The sequence below is a fragment of the Streptococcus cristatus genome (genome assembly GCF_003944225.1).
GTDB classification, from domain to species: domain Bacteria; phylum Bacillota; class Bacilli; order Lactobacillales; family Streptococcaceae; genus Streptococcus; species Streptococcus cristatus_K.
In genome coordinates this window covers 1-25,878 of the sequence record NZ_RJPN01000009.1, presented here as the reverse complement: position 1 = coordinate 25,878, position 25,878 = coordinate 1, and the positions used below count along the sequence as shown (strand labels likewise).

At 44.2% G+C, this 25,878-nt stretch carries 18 protein-coding genes, 1 tRNA gene and 1 rRNA gene; 2 read left to right on the top strand and 18 right to left on the bottom strand.

The genetic code is table 11. The features are described 5' to 3' along the window. Positions 1 to 144: 144 nt before the first annotated feature. The 5 genes from D8797_RS08465 to pbp1b all read right to left on the bottom strand — a co-directional run bounded on the left by D8797_RS08465 (position 145) and on the right by pbp1b (position 11,937). Positions 145 to 774 carry a hypothetical protein gene (locus D8797_RS08465; RefSeq protein WP_125380193.1) on the bottom strand — a complete coding sequence of 210 codons (630 nt, stop codon included), beginning with the start codon at positions 772 to 774 and terminating at the stop codon, positions 145 to 147. Positions 775 to 919: 145 nt separating this feature from the next. Then, positions 920 to 1,591 (bottom strand): CPBP family intramembrane glutamic endopeptidase, encoded by a 672-nt coding sequence (locus tag D8797_RS08460; RefSeq protein ID WP_125380191.1) that lies wholly within the window; start codon positions 1,589 to 1,591, stop codon positions 920 to 922. A gap of 254 nt (positions 1,592 to 1,845) precedes the next feature. Further along, positions 1,846 to 5,490, bottom strand: coding sequence for a DNA-directed RNA polymerase subunit beta' (gene rpoC / locus D8797_RS08455; RefSeq protein WP_015604273.1), 3,645 nt, complete (start codon positions 5,488 to 5,490; stop codon positions 1,846 to 1,848). A 38-nt stretch (positions 5,491 to 5,528) separates the two neighbouring features. Next, positions 5,529 to 9,101, bottom strand: coding sequence for a DNA-directed RNA polymerase subunit beta (gene rpoB, locus D8797_RS08450; protein WP_045498139.1), 3,573 nt, complete (start codon positions 9,099 to 9,101; stop codon positions 5,529 to 5,531). A gap of 415 nt (positions 9,102 to 9,516) precedes the next feature. Beyond that, on the bottom strand, positions 9,517 to 11,937 hold the full coding sequence (pbp1b, locus tag D8797_RS08445; RefSeq protein ID WP_376739411.1) for a penicillin-binding protein PBP1B: 2,421 nt from the start codon (positions 11,935 to 11,937) through the stop codon (positions 9,517 to 9,519). Positions 11,938 to 12,133: 196 nt separating this feature from the next. Between pbp1b and tyrS the strand changes: the two genes are divergently transcribed. Next, positions 12,134 to 13,390 (top strand): tyrosine--tRNA ligase, encoded by a 1,257-nt coding sequence (tyrS, locus tag D8797_RS08440; protein ID WP_125380188.1) that lies wholly within the window; start codon positions 12,134 to 12,136, stop codon positions 13,388 to 13,390. A 77-nt stretch (positions 13,391 to 13,467) separates the two neighbouring features. On the opposite strand, the gene D8797_RS08435 is transcribed toward tyrS, so the two are convergent. Further along, on the bottom strand, positions 13,468 to 15,531 hold the full coding sequence (locus D8797_RS08435; protein ID WP_125380185.1) for a heavy metal translocating P-type ATPase: 2,064 nt from the start codon (positions 15,529 to 15,531) through the stop codon (positions 13,468 to 13,470). Position 15,532: 1 nt separating this feature from the next. After that, complete coding sequence (locus D8797_RS08430) at positions 15,533 to 15,811, bottom strand: DUF6110 family protein (RefSeq protein WP_000910910.1); 279 nt, start codon at positions 15,809 to 15,811, stop codon at positions 15,533 to 15,535. A 151-nt stretch (positions 15,812 to 15,962) separates the two neighbouring features. On the opposite strand from D8797_RS08430, the gene D8797_RS08425 reads away from it, so the two are divergent. Then, on the top strand, positions 15,963 to 16,811 hold the full coding sequence (locus D8797_RS08425) for a methyltransferase domain-containing protein (RefSeq protein ID WP_125380184.1): 849 nt from the start codon (positions 15,963 to 15,965) through the stop codon (positions 16,809 to 16,811). A gap of 69 nt (positions 16,812 to 16,880) precedes the next feature. Here the strand turns inward: D8797_RS08425 and D8797_RS08420 are convergent, their stop codons facing one another. The 11 genes from D8797_RS08420 to rrf all read right to left on the bottom strand — a co-directional run bounded on the left by D8797_RS08420 (position 16,881) and on the right by rrf (position 25,745). Continuing rightward, the gene (locus tag D8797_RS08420) at positions 16,881 to 18,011 is read right to left on the bottom strand and encodes an ABC transporter ATP-binding protein (protein WP_125380183.1); all 1,131 of its coding nucleotides are present in this window, start codon (positions 18,009 to 18,011) and stop codon (positions 16,881 to 16,883) included. 199 nt (positions 18,012 to 18,210) lie between these two features. Next, positions 18,211 to 18,774, bottom strand: coding sequence for a DUF6287 domain-containing protein (locus tag D8797_RS08415; protein WP_125380182.1), 564 nt, complete (start codon positions 18,772 to 18,774; stop codon positions 18,211 to 18,213). A gap of 68 nt (positions 18,775 to 18,842) precedes the next feature. After that, the gene (locus D8797_RS08410) at positions 18,843 to 19,058 is read right to left on the bottom strand and encodes a heavy-metal-associated domain-containing protein (protein ID WP_125380179.1); all 216 of its coding nucleotides are present in this window, start codon (positions 19,056 to 19,058) and stop codon (positions 18,843 to 18,845) included. 29 nt (positions 19,059 to 19,087) lie between these two features. Beyond that, a complete protein-coding gene (locus D8797_RS08405; RefSeq protein ID WP_125380176.1) occupies positions 19,088 to 21,331 on the bottom strand; it encodes a heavy metal translocating P-type ATPase in 2,244 nt (747 codons plus the stop codon). After that, entirely contained in the window at positions 21,331 to 21,774 is a 444-nt protein-coding gene (locus D8797_RS08400) for a CopY/TcrY family copper transport repressor (RefSeq protein WP_125380173.1), read from the bottom strand. Before D8797_RS08400 ends, D8797_RS08405 begins: the two co-directional genes overlap by 1 nt. Positions 21,775 to 21,920: 146 nt before the next feature. Further along, a complete protein-coding gene (locus D8797_RS08395; protein WP_125380171.1) occupies positions 21,921 to 23,423 on the bottom strand; it encodes a zinc ABC transporter substrate-binding protein AdcA in 1,503 nt (500 codons plus the stop codon). A gap of 9 nt (positions 23,424 to 23,432) precedes the next feature. Then, positions 23,433 to 24,239, bottom strand: a complete 807-nt coding sequence (locus D8797_RS08390; protein ID WP_125380168.1) for a metal ABC transporter permease — start codon at positions 24,237 to 24,239, stop codon at positions 23,433 to 23,435. Continuing rightward, the gene (locus tag D8797_RS08385; protein ID WP_125380165.1) at positions 24,232 to 24,942 is read right to left on the bottom strand and encodes a metal ABC transporter ATP-binding protein; all 711 of its coding nucleotides are present in this window, start codon (positions 24,940 to 24,942) and stop codon (positions 24,232 to 24,234) included. Before D8797_RS08385 ends, D8797_RS08390 begins: the two co-directional genes overlap by 8 nt. Then, positions 24,939 to 25,382 carry a zinc-dependent MarR family transcriptional regulator gene (locus D8797_RS08380; protein ID WP_125380163.1) on the bottom strand — a complete coding sequence of 148 codons (444 nt, stop codon included), beginning with the start codon at positions 25,380 to 25,382 and terminating at the stop codon, positions 24,939 to 24,941. The genes D8797_RS08385 and D8797_RS08380 overlap by 4 nt, the downstream gene beginning before the upstream one ends. Before the next feature lie 168 nt (positions 25,383 to 25,550). Next, a tRNA-Asn gene (locus D8797_RS08375) sits at positions 25,551 to 25,624 on the bottom strand. A 5-nt stretch (positions 25,625 to 25,629) separates the two neighbouring features. Continuing rightward, positions 25,630 to 25,745 (bottom strand): 5S ribosomal RNA (gene rrf / locus D8797_RS08370). Positions 25,746 to 25,878 lie beyond the last annotated feature (133 nt).

The window sequence follows — 25,878 nt, the reverse complement described above, 5'->3', positions numbered from 1 at the left end:
AGGCACACCCATCTAGTGTACCGCAAAGCCAACAGCAGATGCAGCATCAGTTTTACAAACTGCACTTGATCCTACAAGCAGTCCTCTCAGACTCTTGTTTCATTTATCATTTTACCACAATTCCGCTATTTAAGAAAACACTTTTTACAAACAGAAAGGCAAAAGGAGAATCAGAAGTAAATTCCGAAGAAGATGAGCCAGTAAGGACAATTCCAGAGATCCAACCCAAGCTTTTAAGAGCCGGACAAAAGCCATGCCTAAGCTTAGATAAATTAGAAAACAAGATGATTCTCCGGGATTTCTCAGGAAAGCAAAGAGAGTGATTCCCAAGGCAATACACCAACTCTTTCTGTATTTCATCTGTCTGTTTTGCTTAGCCTGTGATGACATCCCAAATAAATCCATGCCAAGCAATAGCAAGGAGGAGGTGGAAAAACTGTTTGAGATAAGCTGCTGCAAAGATGTTAGCTCCGAACCCGACTGCCCACAAAGTAGAACGAGACTCGCTGCGTTGCTTGCAATCATTAAAAAATAAAGGCAACGTAAGTGCTGAAACCGCTTGGAAGCCCGTAGCTCTATCTTAAAATCCCGCCACTCACGAGAAAAGTAAGAGACATACCCTAAAAGAATGAGCAAAAACAGAGAGATAAAAAGCAAGTTAGGCCTTGATAAAGCGAAACGATTGGTCATCGGATGAACCAAAAGCAGCAAGACCGATTGCATTAGCATAACTACTAATAATATTTGGATAGATTTTTGAAATGTGAGCCTCATTTTTTACTCCCTAAAGCTAAGATACAATTCTCATTATAGAACAAAAGATTCGCTTTGCTAGCTCCATGTCCTCAAAAGTCACTTTTTATCCCTGAAATGTCAAAAAGAGGTCAATCTGACCTCTTCATCCATGAATGATATCTAGTTAACTTTGTGAAATAATCATCACCAAAATAGCAATGGCATTCCGTAACATATGGGCTAAAATTCCCATTTCCAAACGCTTAGTCTGGTGAACCACCAAAGCTAGAACGCCCCCCATACCAGCATAAAGGACAAAACTACCGATGTTGGTCGGACCGTGGAAAAAACCAAAAAGGATAGAACCAACTATCAGACCAATCAACTCATGCTTTGGAAACAGCTTTTGGGGAATCAAACCACGGAAAATAATCTCTTCCAAAATTGGCGCTGAAAAAACAGCTCCCACAATAAGCAAAACAACGGGCGTACTCTGAAACAAGTTTTGCAAAGCAGTTTGATTGGCTGTCGTTCCTGAAAGTTGGCCCTCTAGAACCATAATAATCGCAGCAAAAATACTAACTCCGAAAGTTATCAGATAGGATAATACTAGCCAGATCACTGATTTTAAATTAAAAAAACTAAAATCAAGGGTCAGTAAGCCTTCTTTTTTAGCCATTCGCAGGGCATAAAAAATGATCACAAAATAAATCATCAGAACAAGTAAAGTGTTTCCCAGTGAGAAACTTTGATCTCGACCTTTGTAAAACTGGATCAGTACAAAAGGAACTTGAGTCTGTACGGCTAAAAACAAAGCCAGTAAACTATATTCTACTTTTTGCAAAAAAATTTTCATTTCTTCCTCCTTTTACTTAGTATATCGAATTTTTCCCTTCCTGTACAGCTAAGAGCCCTGTAAAATCAAAAAATGCGCCATCATGCTCACTAGGAAACTCCTTCCCTAAGCTGTTGATTCGATATAACAACAAAATGGGTCTCTGAAACCTCCAGTTGTATTCTAACTGTGCCCCTCCGTCCAAGCTAACAAAAAAGAAGAGAATACAAGATTCTCTTCCTGATAGACTTTTATATGTAAACTCAAGCAAGTTCTTATGATTCTACGCTTGTTTCAACTTCTTCAGTCTCTGCTGTTTCCACAACTTCGTCAATGATTTCAACTTCATTGATTGCTTGTGGTTCCAAGTTACGGTAACGAGCCATACCAGTACCGGCTGGGATAATTTTACCGATGATAACATTTTCCTTGAGTCCGAGCAGGTGATCCTTCTTACCACGGATAGCCGCATCTGTCAGGACACGAGTTGTTTCTTGGAAGGAAGCTGCAGACAGGAAGCTGTTAGTTTCAAGGGAAGCTTTGGTGATTCCCATGAGGACTGGACGAGCTGTCGCAGGCACTCCGCCTGAGATAACCACATCCCGGTTAGCATCTGTAAAGTCTGTGATATCCATAAGAGTTCCCATGAGGAGATCTGTATCACCTGGATCCATGACGCGCACCTTGCGAATCATTTGACGAACCATTACCTCGATGTGTTTGTCACCGATTTCTACCCCTTGGCTACGGTAAACTTTTTGTACCTCAGCAAGCAGGTAAGTTTCAACAGACAAGACATCGCGGACAGCCAACAAGTGCTTAGGTTGGATAGAACCTTCGGTCAAGGCAGCACCGCGGGAAACTTGGTCACCCACTTCTACCTTCATGCGGGCTGTAAATGGCACCACGTATTCACCTTCGCCAGTTGCACCTTTGACAAAGACTTTCTTAGTCCGAGTAGATGCATCTTCTTCGATAGCAGTAACTTCACCCTTGACTTCAGTGATGACCGCTTCCCCTTTCGGATTGCGGGCTTCAAAGATTTCTTGGACACGAGGAAGACCCTGAGTGATATCGGTATTTGAGGCAACCCCACCCGTGTGGAAGGTACGCATTGTAAGCTGTGTACCAGGTTCCCCGATAGATTGGGCAGCGATGGTTCCGACTGCTTCACCGACTTCAACCGCATCACCAGTCGCCAAATTGATACCGTAACAGTGACGGCAGACACCGTGGCGAGTGTTACATGTAAAGACGGAACGAATCGTCACTTCTTCAACACCAGCATTGACAATCTCTCGCGCCTTATCTTCGGTAATCAATTCATTTGGACCGATGATAACTGCGCCAGTTTCTGGGTGTTTAACCGTCTTCTTAGTGTAACGGCCATTGAGACGCTCTTCCAGAGACTCGATCATTTCCTTGCCTTCTGTGATAGAAGTGATAAGAAGTCCACGATCTGTACCACAGTCATCCTCACGGATAATCACATCTTGGGCAACGTCAACCAGACGGCGAGTCAAGTAACCTGAGTCGGCTGTCTTGAGGGCCGTATCGGTCATACCTTTACGGGCACCGTGAGTTGAGAAGAACATTTCCAATACAGACAAACCTTCGCGGAAGTTTGAAAGAATTGGCAATTCCATGATACGTCCGTTCGGAGCCGCCATCAGACCACGCATACCGGCAAGCTGTGAGAAGTTCGAGATGTTACCACGGGCTCCAGAGTCCATCATCATAACGATTGGATTCTTCGGATCTTGGTTGGCAACCAAGCGTTTCTCCAGTTTTTCACGGGCAGCACGCCACTCAGCAGTAACTGCATTGTAGCGCTCATCGTCAGTAATCATACCACGACGGAATTGCTTGGTGATTTGTTCTACACGCTTGTGAGACTCTTCAATGATCTCTGCCTTGTCTTCCACAACTGGAATGTCAGCAATACCCACTGTCAAACCAGCCAGCGTAGAATGGTGGTAACCTAGGTCTTTCAAGCGGTCCAGCAGGGCAGATGTTTCTGTAGTGCGGAAGCGTTTGAAGATTTCAGCGATGATATTTCCTAGATTTTTCTTCTTAAACGGAATATTTAGCTCTAGGGCTTCAATGGCAGACTTGATGTCTTTACCTGGCTCCAAGAAGTATTTAGCTGGAACACCTTCTGTCAAGTTAGCATTCGTTGGCTCTTGCAGGTAAGGCAGCTCTTCTGGCATGATATCGTTGAAGAGAATCTTACCTACTGTGGTCATGAGGATCTTGTGTTTTTGATCTTCTGTCCAAGGTTTGTTGAGGCTATCTGTCGCGATACCCACACGAGTGTGCAAGTGGACATAGCCATTACGCAAGGCCATCACGGCTTCATCACGGTCCTTAAAGACCATACCTTCGCCTTCGCGACCTGCTTCTTCCATGGTCAGGTAGTAGTTACCCAAGACCATATCCTGAGATGGTGTTACAACCGGTTTTCCGTCTTTCGGATTCAAGATGTGCTCAGCAGCCAGCATGAGGATACGAGCTTCAGCCTGTGCTTCTTCAGACAATGGAACGTGAATGGCCATTTGGTCACCGTCAAAGTCGGCATTGTAGGCTTCACAGACCAGTGGGTGCAAGCGAAGAGCTTTACCGTCGATTAGAACTGGCTCAAAGGCTTGGATCCCCAAACGGTGAAGGGTCGGTGCGCGGTTAAGGAGCACTGGGTGTTCTTTGATAACATCTTCCAAGACATCCCAGATGCGCTCATCGCCACGCTCTACCATGCGCTTGGCAGCTTTCACATTCTGTGCATAATCACGGGCAACAATTTCCCGCATGACAAATGGCTTGAAGAGCTCGATGGCCATCTCGCGTGGCACACCACATTGATACATTTTCAATGTCGGACCAACGGCGATAACGGAACGTCCTGAGAAGTCAACCCGTTTACCCAGCAAGTTTTGACGGAAGCGACCTTGTTTACCTTTGAGCATGTGGCTCAAAGATTTAAGCGGACGGCTACCTGGACCTGTAATCGGACGACCACGGCGACCGTTGTCAATCAAAGCATCCACCGCTTCTTGCAGCATCCGTTTCTCATTTTGAACGATGATACCTGGTGCATTCAACTCAAGCAAACGAGCCAAACGGTTGTTCCGGTTGATAACACGGCGGTAAAGGTCGTTCAAGTCAGATGAGGCAAAGCGCCCACCATCCAGCTGCAACATTGGACGCAAATCTGGCGGAATGACTGGCAGGATGTTGAGAATCATCCATTCTGGCTTATTGCCAGAGCGGTAGAAGGCATCCAAAACGTCCAAACGACGAATAGCCTTGATTCGTTTTTGGCCAGAAGCTGTTTTCAATTCTTCCTTGAGAGCCGCAATTTCTGTTTCTAGATCCACTTGTTTCAACAAGTCTTGGATCGCTTCTGCTCCCATTTTAGCGACGAATGAACCTGCACCATATTCACGGAGACGCTCGCGGTACTCACGCTCTGTCATGATAGACTTATGCTCCAGTGGTGTTTCCTTAGGATCAATCACCACATAAGCCGCGAAATAAATGACTTCTTCCAAGGCGCGCGGGCTCATATCCAGAGTCAAGCCCATTCGGCTTGGGATTCCCTTAAAATACCAGATATGAGAAACTGGTGCTTTGAGCTCAATGTGGCCCATACGTTCACGGCGAACCTTGGTCCGTGTTACTTCAACACCACAGCGGTCACAAATAATCCCTTTGTAACGAATCCGTTTGTATTTACCGCAGGCACACTCCCAATCCTTGGTTGGCCCGAAGATCACCTCGTCAAAGAGGCCTTCACGTTCTGGCTTCAAGGTCCGGTAATTGATTGTCTCAGGCTTCTTCACTTCTCCGTAAGACCATGAACGGACCTTACTTGGAGAAGCTAGGGTGATTTGCATACTTTTAAATCGATTTACATCAACCACTATTTCTTACCTTTCTTATTTATCTAATCAGCGACGAATTATTTTTCTTCATTTCCTTCAGCATCAAAAGCTGCTTTAGCTTCTTGAGCCTGTTTTTGACGTGCTTTTTCCAGATCGTCCACATGGATCACATCTTCATCCATGTCTTCATCCAAGTCACGAAGTTCTACTTCTTGGTCATCTTCGTCAAGGACACGCATGTCAAGACCAAGAGATTGCAATTCTTTCACAAGAACTCGGAAGGATTCTGGCACACCTGGTTTTGGAATTGGTTTCCCTTTAGTAATCGCTTCATAAGCTTTCAAACGTCCGTTGATATCGTCAGACTTGTAAGTCAAGATTTCTTGAAGTACGTTTGACGCACCGTAAGCCTCTAAGGCCCAAACTTCCATCTCACCGAAACGTTGTCCACCAAACTGAGCTTTACCTCCGAGTGGCTGTTGGGTAACGGTTGAGTATGGACCAACTGAGCGGGCGTGGAGCTTATCGTCAACCATGTGGTGGAGCTTGATCATGTACATGACACCGACAGAAACGCGGTTATCAAATGGCTCACCAGTACGTCCATCATAAAGAATCGTCTTAGCATCGCTATCCATACCAGCTTCACGAACTGTAGACCAGAGATCTTCTGAGCTTGCTCCGTCAAAGACCGGTGTTGCAATGTGGATGCCCAAGTTACGAGCTGCCATACCAAGGTGGAGTTCCATAACCTGACCGATATTCATACGGGATGGCACCCCAAGTGGGTTCAACATGATATCAACTGGTGTTCCGTCTGGCAAGTATGGCATGTCTTCCACAGGAACGATACGGGATACAACCCCTTTGTTTCCGTGACGTCCGGCCATCTTATCTCCGACCTTGATCTTCCGTTTTTGAGCGATGTAGACGCGAACCAGCATGTTAACACCTGATTGCAACTCATCACCGTTTGCACGAGTAAAGATCTTAACATCGCGAACGACACCATCGGCACCGTGAGGTACACGAAGAGAAGTGTCACGTACTTCACGAGACTTATCACCAAAGATAGCGTGCAAGAGACGTTCTTCAGCTGAAAGGTCTTTTTCACCTTTAGGTGTGACTTTACCTACAAGGATGTCGCCTTCCTTAACTTCCGCACCGATACGGATAATCCCCATTTCGTCAAGGTCTTTAAGGGCATCTTCACCGACATTCGGAATTTCGCGAGTGATTTCTTCAGGCCCAAGCTTTGTATCGCGTGTTTCTGATTCGTATTCTTCGAGGTGGACAGATGTATAGACATCATCCTTGACCAGACGCTCACTCATGATAACCGCATCCTCGAAGTTGTAACCTTCCCATGTCATGTAGGCAACGATTGGGTTTTGTCCCAGAGCCATTTCTCCATTTTCCATAGAAGGTCCGTCAGCGATAAAGTCGCCTTTTTCAACGACATCGCCAACTTTTACAAGGGTGCGTTGGTTGTAGGCAGTTCCTGAGTTTGAACGGCGGAATTTTTGGATGTGGTACACATCTAGTGAACCGTCTTCGCGACGAACTTCTACCTTATCCGCATCCGCATAGGTAACCTTACCATCATACTGAGCAATAACCGCCGCACCAGAATCGTGGGCAGCTTGGTATTCCATACCAGTACCGACATAAGGCGCTTTTGGATCAATCAAAGGCACGGCCTGACGTTGCATGTTAGCACCCATGAGGGCACGGTTGGAGTCATCATTTTCCAAGAAAGGAATACATGCTGTCGCTACGGCAACTACCTGCTTAGGCGATACATCCATGTAATCTACTTGGTCTGAAGGGAATTCTTGGTTATTACCTTGGTGGCGTCCCATAACGATAGGCTCTGCAAAGCCGCCTTTTTCATTCAGTTTAGAGTTGGCCTGAGCTACGATAAATTCATCTTCCTCGTCAGCTGTCAGCCAAACGATTTCGTTGGTTACCACACCAGCTTCACGGTCTACCTTACGGTAAGGTGTTTGAATAAATCCGTATTTGTTAAGGTGTCCGTAAGAAGACAAGTTATTGATCAAACCGATGTTTGGTCCTTCAGGCGTTTCAATCGGACACATACGACCATAGTGAGTATAGTGCACGTCCCGCACTTCATAACCAGCGCGGTCACGTGTCAAACCACCAGGTCCCAAGGCAGAAAGACGACGCTTGTGAGAAAGCTCAGACAGCGGATTGTGTTGGTCCATGAACTGAGACAACTGTGAAGAACCAAAGAATTCTTTAATGGCTGCAGTTACTGGACGAATATTAATGATTTGTTGCGGTGTAAGGACTTCATTATCTTGAACAGACATCCGTTCACGAACATTACGCTCCATCCGAGAAAGGCCAAGTCGAACTTGGTTGGCCAAAAGTTCACCAACTGCACGAATACGACGGTTCCCCAAGTGGTCAATATCATCCACACGACCGATACCTTCTGCCAAGTTGAGGAAATAGCTCATTTCAGCCAAGATGTCAGCTGGCGTTACAGTTCGAACCTTGTCAGATGGATTCGCATTGCCAATGATCGTCACAACACGGTCTGGATCGCTTGGTGCGACGACCTTGAACTTCTGCAATTCTACAGGCTCCGTCAAGACAGCTGAGTCGTTTGGAATATAAGTGATCTTGTTCAAACCATTGTCCAGTTGCTCTGCAATGCTGTCAATCACACTGCGAGTCATAACCGTACCAGCTTCGACAAGAATTTCACCTGTTTCAGCATCTACCAGATGTTCTGCCAATGTTTGATTGAGCAGACGGTTCTTGATGTTGAGCTTCTTGTTAATCTTGTAACGACCAACGGCTGCCAAGTCATAACGATGTGGATCAAAGAAACGAGCCACAAGCAGAGAACGAGAACTTTCAGCCGTCTTAGGCTCACCTGGACGAAGACGCTCATAGATTTCTTTCAGAGCTTCATCCGTACGAGAGTCCATTGGATTCTTGTGGATATCTTTTTCGATGGTGTTGCGCACCAAGTCGCTGTCACCAAAGATGTCCAAGATCTCATCATCACCTGAGAAACCAAGCGCACGAACCAAAGTAGTAAACGGAATTTTACGAGTCCGGTCAATACGAGTATAGGCGATATCTTTTGAGTCTGTTTCTAGCTCCAACCAAGCTCCGCGGTTAGGAATAACGGTTGAGCCGTAGCCAACTTTACCGTTTTTATCAACTTTATCGTTGAAGTAGACCCCTGGCGAACGCACCAACTGGGATACGATAATCCGCTCACCACCGTTGATGATGAAGGTTCCCATTTCAGTCATAATAGGGAAATCACCAAAGAAGACTTCCTGAGTCTTGATTTCACCAGTTTCCTTGTTAATCAGACGGAAGGTCACAAAGATTGGCGCTGAGTAGCTAGCATCGTGGATACGAGCTTCTTCCAGCGTATATTTAGGCTCACGGATTTCATAGCCGACAAATTCCAATTCCATGGTGTCGGTAAAGTTTGAAATAGGAAGCACATCCTCGAAGACTTCTTTCAAACCATGGTCCAAGAAATCTTTAAACGAGTCTGTTTGAATTTCAATCAAGTTTGGTAAATCAAGAACTTCTTTAATTCTTGAAAAACTACGACGGGTCCGATGTTTCCCGTATTGAACGTCATGTCCTGCCAAGTTTCTAACTCCTTTTTTATAAAGTACAGAGGGAGGGAATCGGAGAAAATTGAGATTTTCTGATTATTGAAATACTAACCATTTGCCTCTCATATCACACTCTTCTTCACTCTTACCAAGGGGAGACCCCTTCTACGCCATTGACTCTCGTCAAAACAGCTACAATCAGTCCTTTTTGCTAAGTTTTTAGAATCTTTAAGTTTGCGTTACAAATCCTAGAATTCTGAAAAATAGACACAAAAAGAGCAGCTAAATCTGACTTATAAAAAGTTTGATTTAACTGCTGCAAGCTTTAATCGGACAATATTTCAATTAAAGCACACGACAAATTATTGATACTATTATACCGTATTTATCTAGAAATTGCAAGGCTTTCCTCTTCTTTCTGAAAAGTTGAAAAGCCGTTTTTGATGTCCTAGTTTCCCTGTCGGTTACTGCTGGAATTAGTCCCATTATTGGAATTCGGATTAGAGCTAAAGTTAGAACCAGAATTAGAGGTATAACCACCCAAAATTGCTCCCCAAGCTTTCTGATAATCCGCATCTGATGCGCCGATACCAAAGCGATAGCTCGTCGTTGGAGCGCCATTCTTAGCCCAGTAGCTAGGAACAGTCGGACCGCTTAGATTGATGGAACGGCCATTGATTGTGACGGTTCCTGGTCTTTCTCCAGTAGACTTGAGAACATCAGACTTGATAACGCTCGAATCAAGATTGAACTTCTCTCCGATTCCCCAGGCACTTGGATCCGCCTCATAAATGGCATTGGCTAGATAGGCCATATAGGCCGCATTATTATTGTAGCCTGTCAGGGCAGCCATAGAAGTATTGTCGTCATGACCAATCCAGCCTCCAAGGGTCATCCGAGGAGTAGAAAGCATGAGCCACATATCACCATTGCTGTTAGTTGTACCTGTCTTACCAATCCAGTCTGCACCTGCCAAGGTACCATTGACTTGACCAATCCTTGATTTAAAGGTCGTAGTTGCACCAGAGTTGAGCACACCTCGCATCAAGCTTTGCATAATCGTTGCAGTAGCAGGCGAATACACCTGAACTGGTTTTGCCTTATGCTCATAAACCACCTTGCCGTCAGGAGCTGTGATCTTTTCAATCATATATTTTTCTTGATAAGAACCGTTATTCGCCAAGGTCTGGAAACCGTTGGTGTGCTGGGCAACCGAAACCTCGATTCCCCCACCCATTGGTAGACTTTCAATGTCATAGTTGTCAATATGGTAGCCCATTTTTTCCATATAGCCTCGGACATTTACACCCTTCTCACGAAGTGCACGATAGGTCCAATAAGCTGGAATATTCCAAGAAGTATTGAGGGCTTCCTGCAGGTCCATCATGCCTGTCCCGCGACTATCCACGTGCATAATCGGCTCACCGCTAGAGAAGTTCGTCGGATAATTGGAAAGTACGCTCGCGCTTCCCATCAGCCCTTGGTCAATGGCGATCCCATAAGCTAAAATCGGCTTGATAGTCGAACCAGGAGATCTTTCCGTATCAAAAGCATGGTTGTTTTGATTAGAACTATAGTCTCTACCACCGACAAAACCAATAATGGCTCCTGTTTTATTGTCCTGAAGGACATTTCCAACCTCGACCATTCCTGTCCCATCATCCAAGAGACCACCGTAGTTGGCAACAGCATTCTGCATCGCCTGATGAATAGAATGATTGATGGTTGTTGTGACCGTATAGCCACCCTCGCTCAGCTCTTTTCGAGCTAACTCTTGATAAGCTTCAACCGTTGCATTATTTTTTAATTCTTGCTGGGATACATTGTCCCGCTGAATTAAATACTGGTACATGGCCGTCTGTGCTTCTGAAAAAGCTGTATGGTAGAGGTAACTATGCGAGCTCTTTTGAAGGCTCTCAGTCGGCTTAAAATCTTGCGTCAGATCATAGTCTTTGTACTGCTGATAGTCTGCCTCACTCAGTCGACCTGTACGGTACATATTATACAAAACATTCCGAGCCCGCTCTAGACCTAAAGCCATATCATCTGGACTCTTCATGCTACCATCAGAGGCATAGGGCGAATAGACAATCGGGCTCTGAGGCAATCCTGCAATAAACGCAGCCTGCGGAATGCTCAAATCCTTGGCTGATACACCAAAAATCCCTTGAGCTGCTTCTTCCACTCCAGCAATATTTTGTCCTTTGTTATTCCGGCCAAAAGGTGCCACATTCAAATAAGCAGTCAGAATGTCATCCTTAGACATATAGCGTTCCAAAGCCAAGGCATCAACAATCTCTACTGCCTTCCGCTTGAAAGTCGGAGCATCTCCCACAACCTGCTGCTTGATCAACTGCTGAGTTAAGGTCGAGCCCCCGCTGGATGAACCAACTCCAACTACAGAACCCAAGGTTGCCCGCAGAACCGCCTTGGGCACAACACCATTGTGAGTTTCAAAGTTTTCATCTTCCGTCGCAATGATAGCATTTTTGACATTATCCGAAATCGCATCGCTGGCAACTGGGATCCGCAACAAATCATTATCGATTTCAGAAATCAACTCTCCGTTAGCATAGGTCAGCTTCGAAATCCCAGAAATCTTATTGACCTGACTTACCAGCTCCTCCTGCTTCGGCACGGAGACATCACTAAAAAGGCTGGCGGCATAGCCCAATCCGAGTCCAGCCCCCAATACTATTCCAAAAAAGATAAATACAAAAGCGACATTTAAGAGTAGTTTTACTGTCCGAAAAATAACGGAAACAATATCAAGTACCGACCATGTCTCTCCTTTTGGCTTAGACGTCTTAGCAGGTGAGGGTTCCCCCTTACCAAACTGTTTTAACTTTTTTATAAATGGTTTCAACATAGATTCTCCTTATCGACTATTATAGCAAACATCAGCAGATTATATCAAGAAAGAGCTAATTCTAGCGCTTTTACAGGAATTATTTTCTGGCTACTCATTGCTATTTGTCGCGTTTGTGATACAATAGAGGGATAAAACAAAAAAATACTTGAGCAAGGGCAAAATCCTTTGCTATCTTAGAAAAGGAGAGACAACTATGCACATTTTTGATGAGCTGCAAGAGCGTGGTTTGATTTTTCAAACGACTGATGAAGAAGCTTTGCGTAAAGCCTTAGAAGAAGGGCAGGTCTCTTATTATACTGGATACGATCCAACAGCGGACAGTCTGCACTTAGGTCACTTGGTAGCTATTTTGACCAGTCGCCGCTTACAGTTAGCTGGTCACAAACCTTATGCCCTCGTCGGTGGTGCAACGGGTCTGATTGGTGACCCATCCTTTAAAGATGCGGAGCGTAGCCTGCAAACCAAGGAAACTGTCGATGGCTGGGTTCAGTCTATCCAAGGCCAACTGTCACGCTTTCTTGACTTTGAAAATGGCGAAAACAAAGCTGTCATGGTCAACAACTACGACTGGTTTGGCAGCATCAGCTTCATTGACTTCCTCCGTGATGTTGGTAAATACTTCACTGTCAACTACATGATGAGCAAGGAATCCGTAAAAAAACGGATTGAAACAGGGATTTCTTACACAGAGTTTGCTTACCAAATCATGCAAGGTTACGACTTCTTTGTCCTTAACCAAGACCACAATGTTACCCTGCAAATCGGTGGTTCTGACCAGTGGGGAAATATGACAGCTGGTACCGAATTGCTTCGTCGTAAGGCTGACAAGACAGGTCACGTCATCACTGTTCCCCTTATCACGGATGCGACTGGTAAGAAATTTGGTAAATCAGAAGGAAATGCTGTTTGGCTCAATGCTGACAAGACTTCTCCATACGAAATGTACCAATTCTGGATGAATGTTATGGACGCTGACGCTGTTCGCTTCTTGAAGATCTTTACTTTCTTGTCACTCGATGAGATTGAAGACATCCGTAAACAGTTTGAAGCAGCTCCACACGAACGCTTGGCTCAAAAAGTCCTCGCTCGTGAAGTTGTAACTCTTGTCCACGGCGAAGAGGCCTACAAGGAAGCCCTCAATATTACCGAGCAACTCTTTGCAGGAAATATCAAAAACCTTTCTGTCAAAGAACTCAAGCAAGGACTTCGTGGTGTGCCAAACTACCAAGTTCAAGCAGACGAAAACCACAATATCGTGGAAATCCTCGTGTCATCTGGCGTGGTCAACTCAAAACGCCAAGCCCGTGAAGATGTCCAGAATGGAGCCATCTACGTAAATGGCGACCGCATCCAAGACCTTGACTATATCTTGAGTGACGCAGATAAGTTAGAAAACGAACTGACTGTTATCCGCCGCGGTAAGAAAAAATACTTTGTATTGACTTACTAAACTGTTCAACATTTATCTATAAACAAAGGAGTTAACCTCGAGAAAGGTAACTCCTTTTTGCTGTTAATAACTCTCATCTATCTATTTTTAATAGACAGACTACGCAAGACAATGCGCAAGGTTGTTAGATTATGTAAGATAGAGAGATTTGAAGGACTGAGCCAATTAAACAAGCCAAAGCCAATCAAACTACTATTTACGACAATGGTATCTTGAATATTCTTCTTGATGAGTATTTGCAAAGATGATGATAGCGAATCCAACTCTTGGAAGAAATCCAAGCGATTATCTAACAATAAGATATCACTCATCTGCTTAGAAATATCTGCACTTTCATTCATCACAACACCAATATCCGCAAGGGTTAGAGCTGCCGAGTCATTCAGGCCATCTCCGACCATTAAGACAGCATGACCAGATTGCTGTAACTCCTGCACCAATTCAAATTTTCCATCAGGTTTCAAATCTGTATAAACTTGATCAAACGGCAAATCTTTTACAAGTTCTTCCGTTCTAACCAAGGTATCACCTGTTGCTAAAATCAGTTTCTTTCCTTGAGCTTTGAGCTTTTCTAAGGCAACTTTTGCTTCTTTTCTCAAAGGAGTATGGATACAGAACATCCCAATAAGATCATTGCGATAGCCCAAGAACAGTAGATTGTAGTGATTCTTATATTCTTCGATCAGGGCATTTTGTTCAGGACTAATATTGATTTGCTCGTCTTGCATCAGGACAAAATTTCCGATGACAACCGATTCACCATCAATATGGGACTTAATTCCCTTGCTTGCAATATATTGGAGTTTCCCATGCATTTCCTCATGTTCAATTCCCTCTATCTCAGCTTGCTTGACAATGGCATTAGCGATAGGATGATAGATGTGCTCCTCAAGACAGGCACTGATTCTGAGAATATCTTCCTCACTATAGTCTCCAAAAGGTAACACCTTTTCAACTATAGGATAGCTAGTTGTGATTGTCCCCGTCTTATCAAATAAGAAGGTATCGACTTCCAGATATTTCTCCAGAACATCCCCATCCTTAATCACCATTTCACGATTCAAACCCTCCTTGATAGCCGTTAAATAAGCTACAGGAGTAGAGATTTTCAAAGCGCAGGAGAAATCGACCAATAAGAAAGAAATAGCCTTAGAAAAAGAACCTGTTAATAGGTAAGTCAGACCAGCACCCAAGAAATTATATTTGACGACCTTATCCGCCATCTTGATGAAATAGCGTTGTTTCGTTTTCTTGTTTTCTTCAGATTTCTTCATCAACTCAATTAGCTGTAAAATACGGCTGTTCATCTGATTATCGGTTACACGAATGCGTAACTCTCCAGTTTCTAATACTGTATTTGCACAAACCAAATCAGACTCTCTTTTTTCAACTGGAAAACTCTCTCCTGTCAAGGAGCTTTCGTTGACCATACCTAAACCTGAAACTACTTGTCCATCAAACAGAATTTCATTTCCTTGAGATAGGACCAAGACATCTCCTATTTGAACATCGGAACTCTTGATACTAACAACCGTATCCCCCTGTACTAGAAATACATCGCTCTCTTTTGCAAGAAGGCTTTGTTCTAAATCTGTTGCAGTTTTTTTCAAGGACCACTGATCTAAATGATTCCCCAAATCAAGCATAAACATGATATTGCTAGCCGTCTTAGATTGGTTCATAAACAAGGACAATAAAATCGCCGAACAGTCCAGGACCTCCATCGTTAGTTCCTTGCGCGCTAGTGTTTGATAAGCTTCTCTAATATAGCCAAAAGCCTGATAACAAGTCCATATATAGCGAATAGGATACGGCACAAAACTACGAAAAAGTATACGCTTAATCGCTGCACCTGAAACAATAGAATAAGCACTCTCTTCTCTACGAATGGGAAGAGTCATCAACTCAGAAACTTTCCCTTTATCAATTCTTTTTAAAAAGGCTTCTGCATTGTCTAATACAGAGAAGCCTTCTTTTATACGTAGAGTAAAGTGCTGTTGATCCATGTAAAACTGGATGGACTCAATCCCCTTTTCATCTCTCGCCAAGGAACGAAGATAGTCTTGAATATCCAAGGTGAGTGAAAAAGAAGATGATAGTCGGATATGTTGGTATCCTCTATGTAGCACTTTAAAAGACATATTATTCCCCTATAAGGCTATCTAATTGCTCTTCTTTTTTCTCTTGCTCGTACAAATATTTGGCATCTTGCAAGACATCGTCTCCATGTTGTTTCACAACAGAAACAGATGCATCTAGCCCGTCTTTCAACTTGTAAGCCTTAGCCAAAGCTTTAGAATAACCTTTTTTAGCTTCCTTACTTGCTAAGATTTTCAAGCCAAGGGTACCAAATGCGACACCACCCAAAAATAGTGAAGATTTTTTCGCAACTTTTGCAACGGTTAATACTTCTTTTAACATACTTATTTCCTCCTTATCATTATTATATAGAAATTTAGATATAAAAGCAATTTCATTTTATAAATTGGAGAATTAGTTTTATTTCTACTGAATCTCCCATCTACTTACTCCTAAAGTTGCTTTCACTTGTCTCTTTTGATACACTTAAACTATGAATACAAACCTCAAACCCAAACTCCAGCGTTTTGCCACAGCGACCGCTTTTGCCTGTCCCATCTGCAAGGAAGAGCTGCAGCTGATGGATAGCAGCCTTAAATGCCAACATCGGCATTCTTATGACTTGGCTAAGTTTGGCTATGTAAATCTAGCACCTCAAATCAAGCAGCCCAAAGACTACGATAAGGCCAGTTTTCAAAATCGGCAGTTGATCTTAGAAGCAGGATTCTACCAAGCTATCTTAGAGGCTGTCTCAAACTTGCTTGCAAGCTCAGAATCTGCTAAAACAGTCTTAGATATTGGATGCGGTGAGGGCTTCTACTCTCGTAAACTCCAAGAAACCCATCCCCAAAAAACCTTCTATGCTTTCGATATTTCAAAAGATTCCATTCAGTTGGCGGCCAAGAGCGACAGCTCTTTCGCAGTCAATTGGTTCGTCGGTGATTTGGCCAAGCTACCGCTACAAGATGCCAGCATGGACATCATTTTAGACATCTTTTCTCCAGCCAATTATCAGGAATTTCGGCGAGTCATGTCTGACAATGCCCTCCTCATCAAGGTCATCCCCACCGAGCGCCATCTTCAAGAAATTCGCCAAAAAGCCGCTAGACAGCTCAGCAACAAGGATTACTCTAACCAAGAAGTCATCCAGCATTTCCGAGAGCACTTCGATATAATCTCTGAAATCAATGTTGAGTCTAGCCACTCCTTGACTGCCGAAAGTAGAGCCGCTCTTTTAGCGATGACACCGCTGCTCTTTCATGTCGAGCAAGACCAGATCGACTGGACTAACCTCACCCAAGTGACCATTGCAGCTACCATTCTTATCGGAAAAGCAAAATAAAGAAAAGATAGTCCGCAGACCAAATGTATTCCGTTTGGCTTGCTGACTATCTTTTTTATAACTCATATTTTAATAAACTGTTTTCTCTGTTTCAAAATCAAAGAAATGTGCCTTGTTTAGGTCAAAGCCAAGGTCAATTCCTGCACCTGTTTCTGAGTAGTCACGAGCATCTACCCGTGCGATAAACTCGCTATCACCAACTTGGCAGTAAAGGTGAGACTCAGAACCCAAAAGCTCAGAGACAGAGATGGTCGCATGAACCACAGAGTCTGGGAAGGTCTCTAAGAAGGCAGGTTCTGTATTGATGTCTTCTGGACGAATACCGAAGATCAATTTCTTGCCGTCATAACCCTTCTCACGCAGAACTTTCAGCGTTCCTTCTGGCACTGTCAAACGCAAGCCATCGGCAACGATTTCATTCCCCTCAAGTGTCACAGTGATAAAGTTCATCGCTGGGCTGCCAATGAATCCCGCCACAAACTTGTTGACTGGATTTCTGTAGACTTCCTGTGGACTACCGATCTGCTCTACTCGACCAATCGTTCCAGTTCCAGCAGGGTTCTTGGTTGCTGACATGATAACAATCCGGTCTGCAAGCGTCATCGCTTCTGTCTGGTCGTGGGTAACGTAAATGGTTGTTGCTCCGATACGGCGGTGGATTTTGGCAATCTCAGCACGCATGGAAACACGCAGCTTCGCATCCAAGTTTGACAAAGGCTCGTCCATCAAGAAAACCTTTGCATCACGTACGATAGCCCGCCCCATAGCAACACGCTGACGTTGACCACCTGACAAGTCCGCCGGCTTGCGATCCAAGAATTCTTTCAAACCAAGGATGGCAGCTGCTTCTTGCACCCGTTTATCGATATCTTCCTTGCTGTACTTGCGCAGTTTAAGCCCGAAAGCCATGTTGTCATAGACTGTCATGTGTGGGTAGAGGGCATAGTTCTGGAAGACCATGGCGATATCGCGGTCTTTCGGCGCCACGTCATTGACAACTTTGCCGTCAATCGACGCTGTTCCTTCTGTGATATCCTCAAGACCTGCAATCATACGCAACGTTGTGGATTTCCCACATCCTGACGGACCAACGAAAACGATAAATTCCTTGTCCTTAATGTCCAAATTAAAGTCTTCAACAGAATAGTGCTCACTATTTGGATACTTCTTATAAATATTTTTCAGATTTAATTCAACCATAAGTTCCCCTTTACTTTATGTGAAAATAGTTGCCTTTGAAACCCCTAAAAATTTCAAAGCGCTTTCATAAAAATATTATATCCTTTTTTAATTATTATTTCAAGCATTTATTCAAACGTTTGCACAATTTTTTATCATTTCTTGAAAAATCCTTCTTTCAAAATAAAAAAGAGGATAGAAAATTTTCTATCCTACACGACTAGTCATTGACACGATAATAAAATTGGCCTTGTTCATCAAAGCTATTCATCCCAACTCCCGTCCACAGACGATCTTGGCTGGCATCTGAGCTATCTTGGAAATTTTCTTTATTCGCAAGCTTGATNCCTTTTGGAATGAATTCTAGCAAGAAACCGCCGGTCTCACCACCGTACACACCGCCAGAAGCTGTTCCATAATCCGTTAACGATGCTCCGTACAGCTCATAGCTATCGGAAACCAACCCTTTGTCATTGAACACCAGCTGATGACCAGCAGCATTTTGCCAGGTTCCTTTCACACTAGAGTAGTCTCCATTGGCCAAGGCCGAAATATCCATTGCTTTTTTCTCCTCTTGCGTCTTTTCTGAACTAGCTTCTGCTGAGCTTTGACTGCTTGTGGCAGAAGAAGACGATTCTGCAACACTCTGACTAGAAGCTACTTGAGAAGATTCCTGAGTAGTACTCGAACTTGTCTGAGTAGAATTAACTGCCTTACTAGAGCAGGCTGCCAAAGTCGATAGAGCTAAGCAACATAACAAAGGATAGACTATTTTCTGCTTCATGGCTTTCTCCTTATCCAATAAATAATTACTAATATTATAGACTTTTGCAGCATATTTTACAAGTTGGCTCAGCTATCCTGCACCGCTAAGACCTTATAGATGGTTTTGCTCAAAGCCGCCTGATAATCCTCTGCACTCAAGGATCTATCCGCAATAACTGCTGCTGTCTGCTTGTCCAGATCTACTGTCACATCTGACACTCCCTCCATAGACAGGAAATGCCGGGTAACGTGTTTAACACAGTTTTGACAAGATAAGTTTTCTAATTGAACTGTTTGTTTCATAGATTTATTCCTCCGTATATTCCTTCATTTTAAAATTTAAAGCGTCCTAGACGCAGGGCATTGGCCACAACTGACACTGAGCTTAAGCTCATGGCCAGACCAGCCAGCATCGGATTGAGCAAGGGGCCGCCAAAAAGATGCAATAGCCCCATAGCAATCGGGATGCCTAGTGTATTGTAGGCAAAAGCCCAGAAGAGATTTTCCTTGATATTGCGGATGGTCGCCTGGCTGAGCTTGATAGCCTTGACTACATCCTGCAAATCACTATGCATGAGCACTACATCTGCCGACTCGATAGCTACATCGGCGCCTGAGCCGATGGCAATTCCTACATCTGCCTGGACCAAAGCTGGTGCATCATTGATACCGTCTCCGACCATGGCTAGTTTTTTGCCAGCTTCTTGCAAGTTCTTGATAGCAGTGGCCTTACCATCTGGTAATACTCCTGCGATAACTTTTTGGATTCCAGCTTTCTGGGCAATAGCTGTCGCTGTTTCTTCACGATCTCCTGTCAGCATGATAACTTCCAGCCCCATAGACTGGAGCTCTTGCACCGCCTTCAAGCTGCTGGATTTCATCTCATCTGCTACCGCTAAAATACCTGCTAGCTGTCCATCTATTGCGACAAACATGGCTGTTTTTCCTTCATGGGATAGTTCCAACAACTGTTCTTGAAAGGCACTGCTGTCAATGTTCTTTTCTGTCATCAGAGACTCATTTCCCACTAGAAGCTGTCTGTCCTCAACCTGAGCTGACAAGCCTCGGCCAACTAAGGCCTCAAAATGACTGACAGGCAGTAATTTAAGCCCCTCCTCTTTAGCAGCTTCTAAGATAGCCTGAGCCAAAGGGTGCTCAGAATGCTGCTCAGCACTGGCTATTAGCCGCAGCAAGTCAGACCGATTAAAATCACTCAATGGCAACAGATCCGTCAGGCTGGGCTTGCCAACCGTAATCGTCCCCGTCTTGTCAAGAACAATGGTATCCAGCTGATAAGCAGCTTCCAAAGCCTGACCAGACTTAATTAGAATTCCATTTTCAGCCCCTTTGCCAGTCCCAACCATGATGGCTGTCGGAGTGGCTAATCCCAGCGCACAGGGGCAGGCAATGACCAGAACTGCGATAAAGATTGACAGGGAAAAGCTAAGACTCTCACCAGCCAGAAAATACCAGCCCAGAGCAGACAAAGTAGCCAAGCTTAGCACGATTGGGACAAAATAGAGTGAAATCTTATCGGCCAAAGCCGCTATCGGTGCCTTAGACCCCTGTGCTTCCTCCACCAATCTAACAATCTGAGCTAAGGTCGTATCTGAACCCACCCTAGTTGCTTGGTAGTCAATACTACCATTTTGATTGATTGTTGCACTGGTAATGGTATCACCGACCTTCTTTTCAATCGGGACACTTTCACCAGTCATCATGGACTCATCCACAAAGGTCTGCCCCTCCGTCACAAAACCATCTACCGGCATACGCTCTCCTGGTTTGATACGGATAATGTCTCCAACTCGGATATCCTCCGTATCAATGGTTACAGCCTCTCCATAACGAATCACTGTCGCCTGACTAGGCACTAGCTCAAGTAGAGACTGAATCGCCTGAGACGTTCTCCCCTTGGCTGAACTTTCCAGATATTTGCCTAGAAGAACCAAGGCAATAATCACTGCAACAGACTCAAAATAGAGCTGATGGACAAAGGGATGATGACCTAGAAAAACCTGACTGACCGAGTAGAGGCTATAAAGAAATGCTGCACTGGTTCCCACCGCAATCAAACTATCCATATTAGGATGTCGCTTGATAAGATTGCGAAATCCTCTCTGATAAAAGCCACGACCGATCCACACAGCAGGCAGAGTCAAAAGCAGTTGTGAAAGAACGAAGACTAAGGGATCCTTCATATGGTCCAAGAGGCTAGGCAGAGGAAGACCAATCATACTTCCCATAGAGATATAAAGCAAGGGCAGAGCCGTAAGCAAAAGAATCAGTAATTGCTGTTTCTTTTTTTGCAATTCTTGAGCTTTCATTGCAGCCTCTTCACTCACATCAGACGGTCTGTCTTTTCCTTTTTCTTCTGCCTGATAACCAGCCTCAGCTACAGCATCCAGCACTTGCTGGCTGTCAAATCCCGCCTTAGGAAGCAAGCTGAGACGTTCTGTCGCTAGATTGACACTGACCTCCTCGACCGTTTCTAAGTCCTTGACCGCCATCTCTACCGTCATAGCACAGGCAGCGCAGGTCATGCCTGAGAGCTTATATTCTTTCTTCTCACTCATCAATGCGCCTCCTTTCCGTGACCGCAACGACACTGGCCTTGTGGGCAGTCGCATTTGATTTCTATAGGAGCCGAGGCTTTTTTCTTATCAATGACTTGGCTGAGCCGCTCCAAGTCCCCTTGACTGAACTGACTTCTCTCAATCATCGAAATCAAAAGGTCTCCGTGTTTAGTATTACAGATATTGTCAAAAAGAGCCTGCCAAGTACTTTCCAGATGATCCGCTTCTAAAATCCGAGCATCGTAGTAAAACTTACCCTCAATTTTTTCCATGGCAATAAATTCTTTGGTCTTCAGACGATTCAGAAGGGTCTTGATGGTTGCCGGTTTCCAGGAAAAATCAGCTTCCAACCGCGCTATAATCTCTGTACTGCGACTGTGTGGATAGGCCCACAGCACACGCATCACTTGCCATTCTGCTTGGCTCATATTTTGCTGTTCCATTGTCTAACACTTCCTTAATATTTACATTTGTAATTCGATTCTTTATTAGTTTACAATTGTAATCGTAATTTGTCAAGTATTTTTATCGTCATTTTCCGATATACAAAAAAGAAGGCGGGATAATCCCGTCTTCTTGCTTTATTCTATTAGTGTGCCAACATCTCTTGGGCGATTTCTTGACCTGTCAACTTACTTGGATAGTAGGTTGGCCAGTTTTCCAGCTCGTTAAAGAGCGCTTCCTGGCTCTCACCGCCATAGAAGATATGGAAGTGAGCTGCCTTGGTCGGTGCAATGTTGTGGTCGCTAAACTGAACATACTTGTACTCCCCAGCATCCTCGTCTGTCGCTTCAAACATGAAGCGAACTCCACGATTTCCCTTAGAGTAAGTCAGTGTGTGCTTACCAACGTATTTATAAGTATATTTCTTGGATTTTCCATCTACCACAAATTCCATGGTCTTGTCTGTGATATTGATATTGGAAACATCTGTCTTGTAGCCCTTGTCATAGTAGTCCTTGTATTCAGCTGCCGTCATTTTTCCAGTCAGCTTAGCCTTGTAGTCAAAGACTTGATCCAAGGTACCGTCCTTCAGATAAGGGTAAACAGACTGCCACTCGCCAGCATAGTCCGACAAAGTACGATCCTTGACGGCACTGTCTTCAAAGTAGCCGTTTTGGACTGTCTTATCGTCTTCTTCTTTCTCGGCTGCAATCTCCGCTCCCTCTTGGTCAGTTGTCTTCTTGAGAGCCTTTAGATTGTCCTGCATGATAGAAACATAGTCTGCTCCGTCCTTGGTCTGCTCTTCGGTCAAGCTTTCCAGCGGATTCAGGACATCAAGCTCTACACCTGTTTCCTTAGCTAATGTAGAAGCCAAAGCCTGGGAAGCATTCTCTTCAAAGTAAATATACTTGATTTTATTTTTCTTGATATACTCGGTCAATTCAGCCAAGCGTGAAGCGGATGGCTCACTGTCTGGTGAAAGTCCAGAAATTGGCACCTGCTTCAAACCATAGTCCAATGCCAGATAGTTAAAGGCAGCGTGCTGAGTGACGAAGCTCTTTTGCTTAGCGTTGGCCAAACCAGCTTCAAATTCTTTGTCCAAGGCTTCCAGCTTCTTGATATAAGCCGCTGCATTTTTCTCAAAAGCAGCTTTTTTGTCAGGATAGGCCTTGCTCAGACTATCTCGGATATGTTCCACCATTTTAATAGCTCGCTTCGGAGACAGCCAAACATGGGGGTCATACTCGTGATGATGCCCCTCTTCCCCATGGTCGTGGTCTTCTTCCTCTTCACCCCCAGGCAGCAAAAGCATATTTCCAGTCGCTTTGATAACCTTTTCTTCCTTATTTTTCAAAGTTTTTAGCGTATCTGGAACCCAAGTCTCCATGTTTTCATTTTCATAGACAAAGGCATCTGCATCCTGAATCGTCGCAACTGCCTTAGCTGAAGGCTCATAATCATGCGGCTCTGTACCAGCCCCGATTAGAAGTTCAACATTAGCCTCGTCTCCAGCCACCTGCTTGGTAAACTCATAAACCGGATAAAAAGTCGTGACAATATTGAGCTTGCCATCTGCATTTTTTTGATTGGAACAAGCTACTAAGAAAATACTCAGTAAGCCTGCCAATAGTAAGCTAATTTTTTTCATTCTCTGCTCCTATTTTATAAATTTTTTGACCAGATTGACCAGCAAGAACAAGCTGACGAAGATAATCGTAATGCTGGCACTAGCTGGCGTCTCTGCATAGTAAGAAATATAAAGTCCGGCAATCATACCAAAGAAGCCGATGACATTTGCCAGCAAAATAACCGACTTGAAATTTTTCCCAATCCGCAGGGCAATACTAGCCGGCAGGACCATAATGGTCGATACCAGCAAGGCTCCCGCAGCCGGAATCATGAGGGCAATCGCAACACCCGTCACGATATTGAAGAGAATAGACATGGTCCGCACGGGCAACCCATCCACAAAGGCCGTATCCTCGTCAAAGGTCAAGATGTACATAGGCCGAATGAAGAGGAAGGTCAAGACAAGCACCACAGCAGCAATGACAAAGAGGGAAATCACCTGCTCCCTACTGATAGTCACAATGGAGCCAAATAGATACTGGTCCAGACTCATCGAGCTAGAACTCTTACCCTTACTCATAACAATCAGGGAAATTGCTAAGCCAGTTGACATGAGAATAGCTGTACCGATTTCCATGAAATTCTTATAGATTGTGCGTAGGTACTCTAAGAAGACTGCTGCGATAATGACGACAAGCACCGTTGTGAGGGTGGGCGATAGTCCAAGAACCAAGCCAAAAGCCACACCTGCCAGTGAAACGTGGCTGAGCGTGTCACTCATAAGGCTCTGTCGACGTAAAATCAGGAAGGTCCCCAGAATCGGTGAGAAGAGGCTCATGGCAATAACTGCCAAGAAGGCTCGCTGCATAAAATCATAGGAAAATAGATTAAGCATGACTCACCTCCTGTCCGCTATCACTTTCATGCACATTGAAGCAGCGCCAAGGTGAGTCCTGATTCCGAACTAAATGAATGTTGCGGTCAGCATATTTGCGAACTTCCTCTGGATCGTGCGTAATCATCAAGACCGCTTTTCCATGCTTGTGAGCACTATGGTGCATGAGCTTGTAAAATTCATCCTTACTGCCTGCATCCATCCCAGTTGTCGGTTCATCTAGGACAAAAATATCCGGATCCGAAGCAAACATACGAGCAATCACAGCCCGCTGCTTTTGACCACCAGAGAGAGAACCAATCCGCTTATCTCGATGTTCCCACATTCCAACCGACTCCAAACTAGCCTTGATATGCTCCTCATCGTGTTCATTCAAACGACGAAACCAGCCCTTGCGCGGATAACGTCCCGACTTAACAAACTCGTAAACCGTGCTAGGAAAACCTGCATTAAAACTAGCAATCTGCTGAGGAAGATAAGCAATTCTCAATTTCTTGCCCTTCTCATTGGTCTTGGAAATCTTGACCTCGCCATGCTTAGGCTGCAGAATCCCCAGACTAGCCTTGACAAGTGTCGTCTTAGCAGCCCCATTCTCCCCTGTCAAGGTTACAAACTCGCCACTATCCAAAAAGTAATGAATATGCTCCAACACAGGTTCCTTGTCATAGTAAAAGGACAGATTTTCCACTGTGATATATCTCATTTCCCAATTTCTCCAATCAAACCATCCAAAAATCTCACAATCACTTCCTGCTCATCAGAAGAAAATTGCTCTGCCAATCTCTGGTAAGTCTCCAAAGTATGAACATGATGATGTTGATGCTCTTCCGCAATCGGTCGTGCCAAATCAGTCAATCGATAAAAAGTCACACGAGCATCCTTCTTATCCTTGAATGTCTCCAACATCTTTTGCTCCACCAAAGCCTTAACAGCTTTAGTTACAGCAGCCTGGCTAACATTCAGCCTTTTAGCTAGATCAGAATTTGTCAAAGATTCCTGAGACAAAAGCATTAAAATGTGCTCCTGCGTGTTCGTTAGCCGCACATCGCTCGTACAAGAGCCGATCAAGATTTCATGTTGATTCTCAGCTGTCAATATAACCTCATTCAAAAAATGATTAATTTTTTCTGCTAAATGCCCCATTCTTCGCTCCCTTTCTTAACTGGTTGAAACTTTACCGGTTAATTATACCACAAAAAAGAAAAGAGTCAAGTTCCAACTATAGTAACACTCTGATTCTAAAACAATGCAAAAGCATCGATAGAGAGAAAGAAAAAAGAGCTAACTGCTCTTTTCTCATATGTTCATTTACTCCGCCAGTAGGACTCGAACCTACGACATCATGATTAACAGTCATGCGCTACTACCAACTGAGCTATGGCGGATAATAGCTAAGCGACTACCATATCTCACAGGGGGCAACCCCCAACTACTTCCGGCGTTCTAGGGCTTAACTTCTGTGTTCGGCATGGGTACAGGTGTATCTCCTAGGCTATCGTCACTTAACTTACTGAATTAACTTACAATATCTTATTGCCTTGTCAACTCAAAATTGAATAACTACTCAAAGCTCACAATACTTGCCAAAAGCTGCGCTCAATGAAAATTGGATAAGTCCTCGAGCTATTAGTATTAGTCC